A 13575-nucleotide genomic window follows, 5' to 3' on the forward strand; every position below is an offset into this window, starting at 1 on the left:
GCAATTTACGATGAAATTAGACCGAATTACCAGTAATCCGAATCGCATGAACGGACAACCCTGCATTCGGAATCTTCGTCTTACTGTTCGTCGGGTAATTGAGTTATTGGCAACTTATCCTGAACGAGAAGAACTATTCCGAGAGTTCCCAGAATTGGAAGAAGAAGACATTCAACAAGCTCTGATTTTTACATCTTCTTATTTAGACGATCGCATTATAGAGCTACCCAACTGTTATGAAACTGTTGCTTGATCAGGGTTTACCACTCTCTGCGGCAGCATTATTACGTGATGTGGGGATTGACACAATTCACGTTGGAGAAATTGCGCTATCCGCCGCTGAAGATGCAGAAATTATTCAAAAAGCAAGAGAAGAAGAGCGTGTTATTGTGACGCATTCTTTCTATCTGCGATTAATTCAACTTCTGTTCCTTCCCCGACGGTAATATTTCCATACTGCTGAAGAATTGTTTCAACTAAGTCGTAATAATTTAGTTTCTCCATAAAACAATATCCTTAGTTACAGAATTAAAAACAATTAGCTTCAGATCCTACTCCTCAACCATTTCCCAAATAAAATCAAATCTCAATAAAAAGCCGTTAAATCTACTTTTTGAAAATATATTTATTCTCTCCCCCCTGCCCCCCTGCCCCCCTGCCCCCCTGCCCCTCTGCGCCTCTGCCCCTCTGCCCCTCTGCCCCTCTGCGCCCCTTCTTAACCGCCTAATTCTTTAGATCTGCGATAAGCTGCTTTCACTGCTTCAATGATTGCCGATCGCAAACCTGCTTTTTCTAACTCGGCTATTCCTGCAATTGTCGTACCACCCGGACTTGTTACTCTATCTTTTAATTCAGCTGGGTGCATTTTTGATTCTTTCAAAAGTTGCGCTGTACCTAAGACAGTTTGTAATGCTAATTGTGATGCGATCGCTCTGGGTAAACCCGCAGCTACTCCACCATCACTCAAGGCTTCAATTAATATTGCCACATAACCGGGGCCCGATCCCGAAAGTCCAGTCACCGCATCCAACATAGTTTCGGGAACTTCCACCACTTCGCCCACCGCTTGAAAGATGCGTTTTGCTGCTTCGAGGTGTTCCGGTTTTACTAGCTTACCGGGTGCGATCGCACTGATCCCCGCCCCTACCGTCGCCGGAGTATTCGGCATTGAGCGAATTACAGGTTGCTGGGGAAATGCCGCTTCTAACTTGCTTAAAGGCACTCCCGCTAAAATCGAAATTATTAAAGAAGATGGGGAAACTTCGGATAATTCGATCGCCACCGTCTCAAATACCTGCGGTTTAATTGCCAAAAATAACACTTCAGCAGATGCCGCCACTTCCCGATTTTCTCCTGTTACCCCAACGCCGTATTTATCCGCTAAAAAACCGCGCCGCGAAGGTAAAGGATCGCTCACTAAAACATCCGAGCCTTGATAGATTCCCAGATTAATTAAGCGGGATAAGAGAGCTTCTCCCATTACCCCGCCGCCAATCACACCAAACTTACAAGTCATTTGTTATTTGTCAATAGTCATTTGAAATTTAAGTAGTAAGTAGCGGGTTCAAGTTTTAACTTTTCAATTAAGACACTCAAAAAGGCAACTCTACCCACTACCCACTACCCACTACCTACTACCTAGTACCTACTTAAAGAGACTGAATGAAACGTTGCTCAGTGGTATTTGTCCAAGTGGGTGTAGGAGTTGTCCGAACCGGACGTGCTGGTTGATTTTGAGGTACTTCGTGAATTACACCAGATTGAGTGCTAACTTGTACGCAGCTAGGAGTAAACAAGAAGATGCTTTCGCCAATTCTTTCTTGATGACCATCGATCGCGTAAGTACCACCTGCGATAAAGTCTACAGCCCTTTGCGCTTGGTCGGGGTCCATCATTGTCAGGTTTAATACTACTGATTTCCGTTCCCGCAAAGCTTGAATTGCTTGGGGCATTTCTTCAAAAGTACGTGGTTCCATTACCAGCACTTCCGAAAAGCCATTGTTAACTCCAGGCATTCCAATTACGTTGTTCATTGTTGAGCCAATATTTGTATTTGTGTTTGTGGTTTCTGGTACTACACTCATGCGATCGCGTAACCGACGACGTTGGCGACTGTCTTCTTCCGTTGTCGTTGGTTGGGTACTCTGTTCTTGGTAGCTGTTTTGGTACTTACCTCTTTCCTCTACCTCGTCGTATTCATCGTACTCGTAACTCGCTGGTTCATTAAGACCAACGAAATCCTTGAGTTTGCTAAAGATATTCACGGTTTTTTACACTCCATTGAAACTAGAGTTCAGTGACGTATGCCAGACTTTAAATGTGACACAGTTCAAGACTGGCTGCTCTTAAAAAGATTTGTCTTCCAGAGCGAGAGTTTTATAGTGAAGCTACGCCCAACTCCACTGGTGCGAGTATACCTGCATTAGTCAAGGCTACCCGACTTCAGGGCTGAGGTTCGCTTCCACGATTTAAACTAAGGTACTGAACCGAAAAAGCACCCTATTTTATTTATCACGTCTTGACGCTGCAAATATATTAGCGAATGCTTGGTTTAATTCTACAGGTGAACAAGAATAATCAATGCTGCATTTCCAGAAATAAATTTTTTCTTTAGTTTACAGCTTTGTTAGTCTCTAACACCATTCGATATTAAGACCGTTCTCCAAATAGTGTGCGTCCTAAGCGTACCATTGTTGCACCCCCTTGAACTGCTAAATGATAATCTTCAGACATTCCCATTGACAAGTGTTGCATTTGAATATGCGACCAATTTTGCTGCTGAATTTTCGCCGCTAGGGAGCGTGTATTTTGAAACAAGCTCAAAATTTCCCCTTCGGTTAAATTCAGGGGGGCAATTGTCATTAACCCACTGATTTGTAAGTTTTGGCACTGATTAAGTGCTGGTAAATCCTGAAAAAGTTCCTCCTCTGTCCAACCATACTTATTGGGATCGGGTAGCAGTTTTACTTGCAGCAAAACTTGAGGTTTTGTTGACAAAGATGTTGCCAAACGATCCAATGCTTGTGCTAACTTCAAACTGTCTAGGGAGTGAATCCACTGAAAATGTTCTAAGGCTTTTTTCGCCTTGTTAGTTTGTAAATGCCCAATTAAGTGCCAACTAATATCGGGTAAATCTTGCAGTTGAGATTGTTTGGCTGCGGCTTCTTGTACACGACTTTCACCAAAGTCGCGAATGCCTGCTGCGTATGCTTCCCGCATCGCCTCTACTGACACCTGTTTGCTCACAGCAATTAAGCGAACGGTTTCTGGTAATTGTTGGCGAATTGTGGCGATGCGATCGCTAATATTGGTAAACAATTGAGAGGAACTCATTGGAAAGTGCGCTGGTGAATCAACATCAGCTTATCGTATTCTTCAGCTTGACCTGCACGCCTTAACATTCTCAGGCGATTTTCTACCAATAAGCGCGAGTCAGAACGGCTAATTGGTTCGCAGGTAAGTCCACCAACGGACATCGTTACTAAAAAAAACAGACGCTGGGCATAGAGTGTGGTGTACAACTCTTTATGTTCCTCCAACACGCAAACTCGGTAAAGTAGGCCAAAAGTAGGATGATTTAGGTAAGTCTCGTTACTCATTAATTCTTCAAAGTAGGATATTTAATAACGGTTTCAGCTATAAAAATAGGCTAACCCCGTCGAACTGACGGTTTTGGGATAATCAATTAAGGCCCTTAATTACTCTATAGCAACTAGGGTCATTTGATGAAAGTAACAGGTTGCTATTTTCCCAAGAATTCTGACTAATGACTGATGGTGTCATTTGTTACTAAATATTTATTAAAGCGATCCATTACCCCAAATTACCCGCATTCCCCAAAATACCGCTAATCCTGCCATTGCTAACCAATCTATGCTTAAAAATCGCAGTTGATGCCATTTTACTTGATGTTGATTTGGGCTAGTGAAACCGCGCACTTTCATGGCGCTAGAAATTTGTTCGGCGCGTAGTAAAAGGTTTTGCAGTAGCCTTTCTGCTACCATCAACCAAACTTTGATACTTCTGCGAATGCCTAGTTTTTTCCAGTTAATTGCCCTTGTCCAGATCGATCGCACTAAGTTCTGAATCTCTTCCAATACTAACGGAATAAACCGCAAAGATAAAGTTAATGTTAGCGCAATTTCGGTTACAGGGAAATTAAATTTTCGCAGCGGTTGCATTAAACTTTCAATTCCGGTAGTAATTTCTTCCGGTGCAGTCGTTAATAAAAACAGATTGGTACTATAAATTAAGGTAAACAGTAAAGTACTAACGCGAATTGCTAACTCCAAAGACCTGCGAGTAACGGTAAATGGGCCGCTTTTGAATAAGATGTAATCATATTGGGAAAAATCCCAAGCTTTTGATTGTGGCGTTTGTGGTTGGGTAATTTGCGGAGTCTGGTTGTTTCTTGCTTGCTCAGTCGGGGGAATCACAGGTATTACGCCATTTTCGGGGAGTCTTGGTTGATAGCTTACTGCTAGTCCGTCGGGTGCGATCGCGCTTAAAATAAACACCAGAAAAGTTAAAATTAGCAACCAGCCCATTTGTTGTCGCCACACTCGCAAAGGAATTCTGGCTGTTAATGTCAGTATAATTAATAATAATACTAAGCCAATTCGCAACAGAGAATTTGCCAAAATTGGCGCAAATAAAAAACTCATTAACCAAGCAAGTTTTACTCTGGGATCGAGTTTATGTAACCAAGTTATCGGTTGTTCTAAGTAGAGTCCTAACGGTAGTGTTTTTAAGAGATCCATCTGGCAATTTTCGATTTTAGATTTTAGATTTTCGATTGGGAATTTTTTGATTCTTAGATTTATTTGGGCTTTGGAGTTAGCGTTTTGATGGAAGCGACTGTCATTGCTAAAATTTCATGGTTCTTCCAACATCAGACTTTTAAGCTTTTCGGCAGGCATTAATCCCGACTCTATTAACAACTCCATCCAATATAAACTTTCATCAGCCTCTTCTTCCACTATTCTGAGTTTCGCAATCAAATCCATTCTAGATTTAGCCCGACAAGCAGCACGGTAATTTGCTCCTACAGATGTAGCTGAACGTAGTAACTGCTTTCCTATTACTCCAGAGGTGGGATTTTGGGGAAGCGCATTTACCAAGCGAATTACTCTTAATGCGAATAACTTCGTTCTATTTTTAAACTGTTGCTCGTCCATGAGGATGCAATATTGTTGAGCTATTCTACCTCAAAACCAATCGAAAATCCCAAATCTAAAATCTAAAATCCCTAGACGCGAGTGGCACGGTTTTTACTGCCGCTTTCTACTTCACGGGTTTTCTTTCCTCGCCAAAGTAACCGTAATGGTGTACCTTTGAAGCCTAATTGTTTGCGAAATTGGCTTTGAATATAGCGGCGATAGTTATCATTAAAACGTTCGGGATCGTTGACAAAAAGTACGATCGTTGGCGGTTCGCTGGCTACTTGTGTTCCATAGTAAAGTTTGCCTTGTTTACCTTGACGGCTAACAGGTGGACTATGCCATCTTAAGGCTTCTTCGATTACTTCATTAATTACCGCAGTGGATACCCGACGTTTATGTTCGGCGGCGGCGACTTCTACCAAATCGAGGATTTTTTCTACTCTTTGTCCGGTTTGGGCACTCACAAAAATTCCCTCAGCCCAATCCATAAAATTCATCCGAGATTGTAGTTCGTTTTGATAATCATAAATGGTGTAGGAATCTTTTTCTACAGCATCCCATTTATTGACAACAATTACACAAGCCCGACCTTCTTCTTCAATGCGTCCGGCTAATTTTTGGTCTTGTTCGGTAACGCCATCTAAAGCATCAATTACTAAGAGGACGACATCGGCGCGACGGATGGTTTTGAAAGCGCGGTTAATGCCGAAGAATTCTGGGCCATATTCGACGTTTTTCTTTTTGCGAATTCCGGCGGTGTCAATTAACCGAAACTGTTTGTCGTTGTGTTGAATAACTGTGTCGATCGCATCTCTAGTAGTTCCCGAAATTGGGCTAACAATTGCCCGATTTTCTCCGACAAAGGCGTTTAACAAACTCGATTTTCCTACGTTGGGACGACCGACGATCGCCACTTTTATTTCTTCGGTGTCGTCTACTTCTTCAATTGGTGGCAAAAAGGTAACTAATCGATCGAGTAATTCCCCTGTACCGTTACCATGAATTCCAGAAACCGGGTAAGGTTCGCCTAATCCTAATTCCCAAAATTGGGCAGCTTGAGTTAAACCTTGATCGGGAGATTCGCATTTATTAACTGCTAAAAGAACGGGTACTTTTTGAGTGCGTAACCATTCGGCGATTTCTTCATCTCCTGCTGTTGGCCCTGCTTGTCCATCTACTACAAATATAGCGGCACTTGCTTCAGCTAATGCTGCCATTGCCTGTTCGCGGATCAAAGGTAAAAATTCGGTGTCGTCGTCAAAAACTAAACCGCCAGTATCAACAACGGTAAATTCCCGATCGCACCAGTATGCACGCCGATAAGTGCGATCGCGTGTTACTCCTGGTTCATCATGAACAATAGCATCCTTTCCCCCTGCCAAACGGTTGACAATGGTTGATTTGCCCACATTTGGGCGACCGATAATAGCGACTACAGGCAATGGCATGATTCAAAAGCAAAAAGGCAGTAATGGTGTTGAAGCTTCAACCTTACTATTCTAGCTACTAGTTCACAGTATGTAGTTGCGCTAAAGCGCCAAAAACCCCTAAATCCAAAAATTATCTGTTTTTTTGTATCTTTTTTTTACAGTAAAGCTATATCTAAATCTGTGTCCTAATAGTGTTCTTCTGCTAGTGCTGCATAACCTTTTATTTGCATTTGATAATTTTTTTATTTATCATAATCAGCATATATTAAAATGAAAAAGTCTATTAATTAAGCTAACTTATGAAACTAAAAGTCGTATTGGAACCCAGTGATGAAGGTGGATATACCGTCTATGTTCCCTCACTTCCTGGTTGTATTAGTGAAGGCGAAACGATTGAAGAAGCATTAGCAAATATCCAAGAAGCTATAGAACTTTACCTTGAACCAACAGAAGATGATTTAATAGTTAAAGAAGGCGCGATAGTCAGGGAATTAGCATTATGAGCAAAGTTCCTAACCTCCCCTACACTCAAATTATCGCAGCTTTAGAAAGAGATGGATGGATTGTTGTCCGCCAACGCGGTAGTCACATTCGACTAGAAAAAGCTTTGCCAGATGAAGTATTAAAATTAACTGTTCCCGCTCATCGTTCAGTGAAACGCTCTACTTTAGCTCGAATTTTAAAGCAAGCTCGTTTAGATGTAGCACAATTTTTAGATTTATTGTAGATTTGCGGTGATTTATTCCCAAATACGGAAAATAGAAAAAAATTGTTTTTTGCTAATACTTCAAATAAAAATTTTTCATCAAATTCCCAAATTCTGCACTGTAAATATGTCTCGCTGTTTCTATTACTAAGGTACTTTCTTGATACTCTAATGTATTTTTACCAATTTCTAATAATATGCGTTTAATTGGACTTTCTAAGGTTGATTTAACGTAAAGTTTGCGCTGGCAATAAAACCCAAAGGTTTCGGCTTTTTCTTGAAATGTTTGGGCTTGTTCGGTTGGATAAATTATGGCTAATCTGCCATCTTCACAAAGTAGCTTTTCGGCAATTTGTAATATATCAATTTGCTCAAGGTAATCACTATGTCTCGCTATGGTTCTGGCTTTAATGGCAGCTTTGGAAGCATTGGTGAAAAATGGGGGATTGGAAATTAATAAGTTGTAGCGTTTTGGACAATTAATTGTGTAATTTTGGATGGAATTATGATATAATTTAATACGGTTTGACCAAGGGGAATTATTGATATTTTCTTTGGCTTGATTACAGGCTTCTAAATCAATTTCTACTGCGTCAATTTGAGCGGAGGAACGTTGGGCTAACATTAATGCTATTAAACCTGTTCCGGTGCCAATATCGAGGATTTGTTGTGCGTCTTTGATGTTTGCCCATGCACCTAATAAAACGCCATCTGTGCCGACTTTCATGGCACAGCGATCGTGAAATACTGTAAACTTTTTAAAGCGAAAGTAAGGATTTGGCATGGGAATTGATTAGGAATTAACTTCGATAAAAAAACGATTACGTCCGTTTGATTTGGCTTGGTAAAGGGCGCGATCGGCTGCTTCAACTAAATCTAAAGGAACTGTTTCCGCAGTGGGAATTCTTGTAGCAATTCCGATACTAATTGTGACATATTTTGACACAACAGAAGCAACATGAGGAAGATGCAGTTCTTGGATGGCGTGATGAATTTTTTGGGCAACTTTCACAGCACCGTTACTATCAGTATGGGGTAAAATAATGGCAAATTCTTCACCACCATAACGGGCTACTAAATCGATCGGACGTTGTACTCCTTTTCTCAGGGCTTGGGCGACAAGTTTTAAACAAATATCTCCGGCAGTGTGACCGTAGTTATCATTATATTGTTTGAAATAATCAATGTCACAAAGGAGTAATGATAAAGGACGTTTTTCGCGAATTAAACGAGTCCATTCATCAGAGATTGTGCGATCGAAACAACGGCGATTAGCAACTTGGGTTAATTGATCGATTAATGCTAAATTTTCTAACTGTTTATTGACAATTTGTAATTGGTGGTGGAGTTCTGATTGTTGAATTGCGATCGCTACTTGTGTCGCCAATTGTTGCAGTAATTCGCTTTCCCAAGGATGCCAGTAACGCGGGGAACTACAATGATGCGCTACTAACAAACCCCAAAGATTATCACCTTGTAAAATAGGTACAACTAACTTAGCTCTCACTTGTAACTTTTCCAATAATTCTATATGACAATCAGCAAATCCAGCCTGATAAATATCAGGCGTGACTCTTATTGCATTATATTTATGTGACTGTCCTTGTCTCTCAACAAAATAAGTATCGGTTATTTCCATATTCAGAATTTTCAGCCAACCTTGGGCAACTGATTCTTTAACTACTATGCCACTCCAATCTGGATTAAAACGATAGATGAGTGCTCGATCGGTTTGCAGAAAATGTCTTACTTCATCAACTGTGGTATTTAAAATTTGCTCTAAATCTAAAGATTGACGAATGCGTTGGGCGATCGCATAAATCATCCTTTCTCTTTCCGCTTGCTGTTTTAAACTTTCTTCTGCTTGTTTGCGAATTGTAATATCTGTAAATGAGGTTACTACAGCATAAGGTTGAGTTTGATTTTGGTGAAATAAGGGTTGAGAATTAATCGAAATCCAACTTAAATTTCCATCAGGTTTGTGAACTCCCATGATAATATTAAATAGTGGTTCTCCTGTGTGTAAAGTTACCATTGCGGGATGTGTTTCTCCCGGAAAAGGTGAACCATCTTCGTGTATTGCTTGCCATCGCGGATCGATCGAACTTCGCCCCATTATTTGATCGGCAGTTAACCCTAAAATTCTTTGTGCACTTTCGTTACAAGCAGTAATTTCTCCATCAGTTTGCTGTAAGACAATTCCTTCTGCCATCGTGGAAATTAAAGAACGATAGCGTTCTTCACTTTCTCGCAAAGCTTCTTCCATAAGTTTGCGTTCAGTGATATCAGTATTTGTCCCAATCATTCTTAAAGGATGACCATCTTTTGTGCGCTCAATAACTTTACTCCGAGCTAAAATCCATTTATAAGTTCCATCCTTGCATTGAAGTCGGTATTCGTTAATGCACTGTTCTGTTTCCCCACGAAAATGCTGTTCAACTTCCTGAGAAACTTGCTCAATATCATCAGGATGAACCAATTTTTCCCAATCATTTAAATTATTAACAATTTCAGATTCGGCAAACCCCAGCATTTTTTTCCAGCTAAGGGAGAGGAAAAGTTCATTTGTCTGAATATTCCAGTCCCAAACGCCGTCTCCGTTTCCTTCTAAGGCATATTGCCAACGCGCTTCACTTTCTCGCAATGCTGCTTCAGCTTCGATGCGATCGCTAATATTTGCAGCAAAGGCAAAAACAAATTCTTCATCATTAAACTTGACGTAATTAGCACTAATTTCAACAGGAAAATCCTCACCATCTTTTCTTTGATGTCGGGAAATCAAAGTAATATTTTGGCGTTGTTTAAGTGCTTGCCAACCCTTTGACCATAACTCCTGAGAAAAATCTGGATCGAAGTCATAAACGTACATTGATTCTAACTCTGTACGAGAATAACCCAGCGATTCACAAGCAGCTTGATTGACGCGCAAAACTTTGCCATTTTTGTCAAACCAAGTAGCAGAAAGAGATAAAGATTCAAAGGAGAAATCTGTTAAGCGGAGAGATTTTTCTAACTGTTTACGCTGGCTAATATCTTCAAATATATATAACCTGCCAAAATAGCGATCGTAAATATCCCGAACTTGGCTAGAAAAGCGGCGAATTGTCCGCCCATCGACCAACAAAATTTCATCTTCAATTGCGATCCGGTTTTCTTCACTTTGCAACGGTTTACAACTCTCTGCAAATGCGGGAACATCTGCAATTAATCGCATACAATCAGGAATAATATCATTATTTTTTACCTCACCTCGCCCGATTTTTTCTGCTAAATGTTCAATCCCCCAAATTTCGCAAAAGCGGTGATTAAAATATAAAATTTCATCGTTACGGTTATTCACAACATAAAATCCCAACTGAGAACTATCAGTCATGGAACGCAAAAGAGCTTCCTGACCGCGTAGTTCTTCTTGAATACCTTGATGTGCTTGTAAAATTACTTGTTCTCTTTCCAAAGATTTGTTTTGTTGTCGTAATTGCTGCTGAATTTCTATCTGTTGCCAAGCAATTCCTACTTGTACTGCAATCAGTTGCAGAAATTTAATTTCTAAAGAGTGCCATTGGCGCGGACTACTGCATTGATGAACAATTAGTAAACCCCAAATCTCAGGAGAAGCAGTTGCATTTTCTGGAGGTTGTTGGCGCGTCAGCAAAATTGGTACAACCAAATTCGCTCGGATTTGTAAACGGGTTAATAAATTTTTGTAACAAGGTTCTAGAGGTTGGGCATCAATGTCTTCTAAAATGCCAATTTGCCCTTGTCGATACTGCATTTTCCAATTGGCATTGAAGCAAGGGTCATAAATTAGTTGTCCCAGAATTGGTTGCCATTCAGGACTTGCAGACTCTTCTGCTACTACTCCATCTCCATCAGGTAGAAAACGATAGATCGCAGCGCGATCGCTTCCCAACACTTCCCTAACTTCCTGCACCGTAAGGCTCAAAATCTCACTCAAGTCAAGGCACTGGTGAACTCGCAAGGTGTATCCCCTAATACGATCGAGTATTTGCTCTAAAGCAAAATCAGCACCAGACATATAACTCACAAACATAGTGAAAGCAGTATTATCTACTGTACTATTTAATATAATTTTTTCTGAGAAAATCCTTTTGTTCCAGCTAATACACAAAAAAACACATTACTTGCCTATCTCATAAGCGATCGCACAACCTCTGCGATGTAAACTAATTGCTACACAATATAATCTACAACTTTAATAACCACAATGAATCAAAACAACCAACGTGCCTATTGGAGAGCAAATACAGCATTGATTCGCAACTTATTAATTATTTGGGCTGTGGTTTCCTTTGGATTGAGCATATTACTAGTGGAACCTCTCAACAACTTCAGGATCGGTAGCGTTCCTCTAGGTTTTTGGATTGCACAACAAGGTTCGATTTATGTGTTTGTGGCACTGATTTTTTACTACGCTTACCGAATGGAAAAACTCGATCGCAAGTATTTGAGAAAAAACGGTGATTCGCAACAGGACTAGGAACTGGGGACTGGGGACTAGGAGAAGTCTTAATGACAAATGACAAATGACAAATGACCAATTACCCAAATCTTTGAGGTTTAATAATGTCAGCAGAAGCTTGGACGGTTGTATTAGTCATCATTTCATTTATTGTTTACATATATATAGGATGGCAATCGCGAGTTAGAGATACAAAAGGCTTTTTTGTTGCCGATCAAGGTGTGCCTTCTTTGGCGAATGGGGCGGCGACTGCTGCTGATTGGATGTCGGCGGCTTCGTTTATTTCAATGGCGGGAATTATTTCCTTTTTGGGTTACGATGGTTCGATTTTTTTGATGGGTTGGACAGGGGGTTATGTGTTGCTGGCGCTGTTGTTGGCACCTTATCTTCGCAAGTTTGGGAAATATACAGTACCGGATTTTGTAGGCGATCGCTATTACTCTAACGTAGCTCGTTTAGTAGCAGTAATTGCGGCAATTTTCGTTTCCATGACTTATGTTGCCGGACAGATGCGGGGAGTGGGAATTGTATTTAGCCGCTTTCTGCAAGTAGATATCAATACCGGAGTAATTATTGGCATGGTAATTGTTGCCTTTTTCGCCATTTTAGGTGGTATGAAAGGCATTACTTGGACTCAGGTTGCCCAGTATATTGTGTTAATTGTGGCTTATCTGATTCCAGCGATCGCAATTTCCATGTTGCTCACAGGTAATCCAATTCCGCAACTTAGTTTCACCTTTAGCGATATCATTGAAAGACTCAATACTATCCAAACAGATTTAGGTTTTCCTGCCTATACCCAACCTTTTGCTAACAAACCAATGATTGATGTGTTGTTCTTCACTATTGCTTTAATGGTAGGAACAGCTGGTTTACCGCACATTATTGTCAGGTTTTACACAGTTCCCGATGTGAAAGCGGCTCGTTGGTCTGCTGGTTGGGCGTTGTTGTTCATTGCTATTCTTTATACTACTGCTCCAGCTTTGGCATCTTTTGCCCGTTACAACTTAATTGAAAGCTTGAACAACAAAACCGTTGTTGAGGTGCAACAACTCGACTGGGTGAGAAAGTGGGAAAATACGGGATTATTGAAGTTTGAGGACAAAAACGGCGATGGGCGCTTTCAATTAACACCGGACAAAAAAACCAGTGAGATTACGATCGATCGCGATATCGTAGTACTCTCCACCCCAGAAGTTGCCAAACTCGCCCCTTGGGTAATTGCCCTTGTCGCCGCAGGTGGATTAGCAGCTGCTTTATCTACCGCTTCCGGGTTGTTGTTGGTGATTTCCAGTTCGATCGCCCATGATGTTTATTATCGAATGGTCGATCCGGGTGCTTCGGAATCGAAACGGCTATTTGTCGGTAGAGTGATGGTGGGAATTGCGATCGTTGTTGCTGGTTATTTTGGCATCAATCCGCCCGGATTTGTCGCTGAAGTAGTCGCCCTCGCCTTTGGATTAGCAGCAGCTAGCTTTTTCCCAATTATTGTGTTGGGTGTGTTTGACAAAAGGACTAATCGGGAAGGTGCGATCGCCGGGATGATTACAGGTTTAGTCATTACCACCTTCTACATCTTTAGCGTCAAATTCGGCGGAATGCAACCTTGGTTCGGCATTTCCGCAGAAGGATTCGGCACAGTCGGCATGATACTCAATTTCATCGTCACTTTAGCCGTTTCTCGCTTCACTCCTCCACCCCCCGCAGAAGTACAAGCATTGGTAGAAGAGTTACGAATTCCAGAACATGAACCCCCGGCATTACCTGACATTGGCGAAGAGCAATTAGATTAAGTTT

13 protein-coding genes and 2 pseudogenes are annotated in these 13575 nt (G+C 41.0%); 6 read left to right on the top strand and 9 right to left on the bottom strand.

Features of this window, described 5'->3' with window-relative positions; all coding sequences use genetic code 11:
- The first annotated feature begins 10 nt into the window (after positions 1-10).
- Together ACE1CI_RS16015 and ACE1CI_RS16020 are read left to right on the top strand one after the other, a co-directional pair.
- Positions 11-253, top strand: a complete 243-nt coding sequence (locus tag ACE1CI_RS16015) for a DUF433 domain-containing protein (protein ID WP_413267152.1) — start codon at positions 11-13, stop codon at positions 251-253.
- Positions 237-395: pseudogene (locus tag ACE1CI_RS16020) on the top strand (DUF5615 family PIN-like protein); the annotation flags it as partial. The gene ACE1CI_RS16015 and the pseudogene ACE1CI_RS16020, both read left to right, overlap by 17 nt.
- Before the next feature lie 320 nt (positions 396-715).
- Here the strand turns inward: ACE1CI_RS16020 and proC are convergent.
- The 7 genes and pseudogenes from proC to der all read right to left on the bottom strand — a co-directional run bounded on the left by proC (position 716) and on the right by der (position 6610).
- The gene (proC, locus tag ACE1CI_RS16025; protein WP_413267150.1) at positions 716-1516 is read right to left on the bottom strand and encodes a pyrroline-5-carboxylate reductase; all 801 of its coding nucleotides are present in this window, start codon (positions 1514-1516) and stop codon (positions 716-718) included.
- Between the two features lie 133 nt (positions 1517-1649).
- On the bottom strand, positions 1650-2264 hold the full coding sequence (locus tag ACE1CI_RS16030) for a cell division protein SepF (protein WP_496615514.1): 615 nt from the start codon (positions 2262-2264) through the stop codon (positions 1650-1652).
- Positions 2265-2649: 385 nt separating this feature from the next.
- Positions 2650-3333 (bottom strand): YggS family pyridoxal phosphate-dependent enzyme, encoded by a 684-nt coding sequence (locus ACE1CI_RS16035; protein ID WP_413267148.1) that lies wholly within the window; start codon positions 3331-3333, stop codon positions 2650-2652.
- On the bottom strand, positions 3330-3599 hold the full coding sequence (gene pipX, locus ACE1CI_RS16040; protein WP_413267147.1) for a transcriptional coactivator PipX: 270 nt from the start codon (positions 3597-3599) through the stop codon (positions 3330-3332). The genes ACE1CI_RS16035 and pipX overlap by 4 nt, the downstream gene beginning before the upstream one ends.
- 201 nt (positions 3600-3800) lie before the next feature.
- Entirely contained in the window at positions 3801-4760 is a 960-nt protein-coding gene (locus ACE1CI_RS16045; protein ID WP_413267146.1) for an energy-coupling factor transporter transmembrane component T family protein, read from the bottom strand.
- 59 nt (positions 4761-4819) lie between these two features.
- Positions 4820-5177: pseudogene (locus ACE1CI_RS16050) on the bottom strand (four helix bundle protein).
- 71 nt (positions 5178-5248) lie between these two features.
- Positions 5249-6610 carry a ribosome biogenesis GTPase Der gene (gene der, locus ACE1CI_RS16055; protein WP_496615515.1) on the bottom strand — a complete coding sequence of 454 codons (1362 nt, stop codon included), beginning with the start codon at positions 6608-6610 and terminating at the stop codon, positions 5249-5251.
- A gap of 281 nt (positions 6611-6891) precedes the next feature.
- Between der and ACE1CI_RS16060 the strand changes: the two genes are divergently transcribed.
- Positions 6892-7095 (top strand): type II toxin-antitoxin system HicB family antitoxin, encoded by a 204-nt coding sequence (locus ACE1CI_RS16060; RefSeq protein WP_413267143.1) that lies wholly within the window; start codon positions 6892-6894, stop codon positions 7093-7095.
- Complete coding sequence (locus ACE1CI_RS16065; protein ID WP_413267142.1) at positions 7092-7319, top strand: type II toxin-antitoxin system HicA family toxin; 228 nt, start codon at positions 7092-7094, stop codon at positions 7317-7319. The genes ACE1CI_RS16060 and ACE1CI_RS16065 overlap by 4 nt, the downstream gene beginning before the upstream one ends.
- Before the next feature lie 52 nt (positions 7320-7371).
- On the opposite strand, the gene ACE1CI_RS16070 is transcribed toward ACE1CI_RS16065, so the two are convergent.
- Both ACE1CI_RS16070 and ACE1CI_RS16075 read right to left on the bottom strand, forming a co-directional pair.
- On the bottom strand, positions 7372-8082 hold the full coding sequence (locus ACE1CI_RS16070) for a tRNA1(Val) (adenine(37)-N6)-methyltransferase (protein ID WP_413267141.1): 711 nt from the start codon (positions 8080-8082) through the stop codon (positions 7372-7374).
- A 9-nt stretch (positions 8083-8091) separates the two neighbouring features.
- On the bottom strand, positions 8092-11334 hold the full coding sequence (locus tag ACE1CI_RS16075; RefSeq protein ID WP_496615516.1) for a PAS domain S-box protein: 3243 nt from the start codon (positions 11332-11334) through the stop codon (positions 8092-8094).
- Between the two features lie 189 nt (positions 11335-11523).
- Here ACE1CI_RS16075 and ACE1CI_RS16080 point away from each other — a divergent pair, with 189 nt between their 5' ends.
- A complete protein-coding gene (locus tag ACE1CI_RS16080) occupies positions 11524-11796 on the top strand; it encodes a DUF4212 domain-containing protein (protein WP_413267139.1) in 273 nt (90 codons plus the stop codon).
- Positions 11797-11882: 86 nt separating this feature from the next.
- Positions 11883-13571: a sodium:solute symporter family protein gene (locus ACE1CI_RS16085; RefSeq protein WP_413267138.1), complete on the top strand. Its 1689-nt coding sequence runs from the start codon at positions 11883-11885 to the stop codon at positions 13569-13571.
- Positions 13572-13575 lie beyond the last annotated feature (4 nt).

This window comes from Floridaenema flaviceps BLCC-F50 (assembly GCF_041929275.2).
Lineage (GTDB): Bacteria > Cyanobacteriota > Cyanobacteriia > Cyanobacteriales > Aerosakkonemataceae > Floridanema > Floridanema flaviceps.

Excerpts from the sequence above, each read along its gene's own strand:
- ACE1CI_RS16080 (WP_413267139.1), top strand. The coding sequence starts at position 11,524 with ATGAATCAAAACAACCAACGTGCCTATTGGAGAGCAAATACAGCATTG.
- ACE1CI_RS16045 (WP_413267146.1), bottom strand. The coding sequence starts at position 4,760 with ATGGATCTCTTAAAAACACTACCGTTAGGACTCTACTTAGAACAACCG.
- proC (WP_413267150.1), bottom strand. The coding sequence starts at position 1,516 with ATGACTTGTAAGTTTGGTGTGATTGGCGGCGGGGTAATGGGAGAAGCT.
- ACE1CI_RS16070 (WP_413267141.1), bottom strand. The coding sequence starts at position 8,082 with ATGCCAAATCCTTACTTTCGCTTTAAAAAGTTTACAGTATTTCACGAT.
- pipX (WP_413267147.1), bottom strand. The coding sequence starts at position 3,599 with ATGAGTAACGAGACTTACCTAAATCATCCTACTTTTGGCCTACTTTAC.
- ACE1CI_RS16035 (WP_413267148.1), bottom strand. The coding sequence starts at position 3,333 with ATGAGTTCCTCTCAATTGTTTACCAATATTAGCGATCGCATCGCCACA.
- der (WP_496615515.1), bottom strand. The coding sequence starts at position 6,610 with ATGCCATTGCCTGTAGTCGCTATTATCGGTCGCCCAAATGTGGGCAAA.
- ACE1CI_RS16060 (WP_413267143.1), top strand. The coding sequence starts at position 6,892 with ATGAAACTAAAAGTCGTATTGGAACCCAGTGATGAAGGTGGATATACC.
- ACE1CI_RS16015 (WP_413267152.1), top strand. The coding sequence starts at position 11 with ATGAAATTAGACCGAATTACCAGTAATCCGAATCGCATGAACGGACAA.
- ACE1CI_RS16085 (WP_413267138.1), top strand. The coding sequence starts at position 11,883 with ATGTCAGCAGAAGCTTGGACGGTTGTATTAGTCATCATTTCATTTATT.
- ACE1CI_RS16065 (WP_413267142.1), top strand. The coding sequence starts at position 7,092 with ATGAGCAAAGTTCCTAACCTCCCCTACACTCAAATTATCGCAGCTTTA.
- ACE1CI_RS16075 (WP_496615516.1), bottom strand. The coding sequence starts at position 11,334 with ATGTCTGGTGCTGATTTTGCTTTAGAGCAAATACTCGATCGTATTAGG.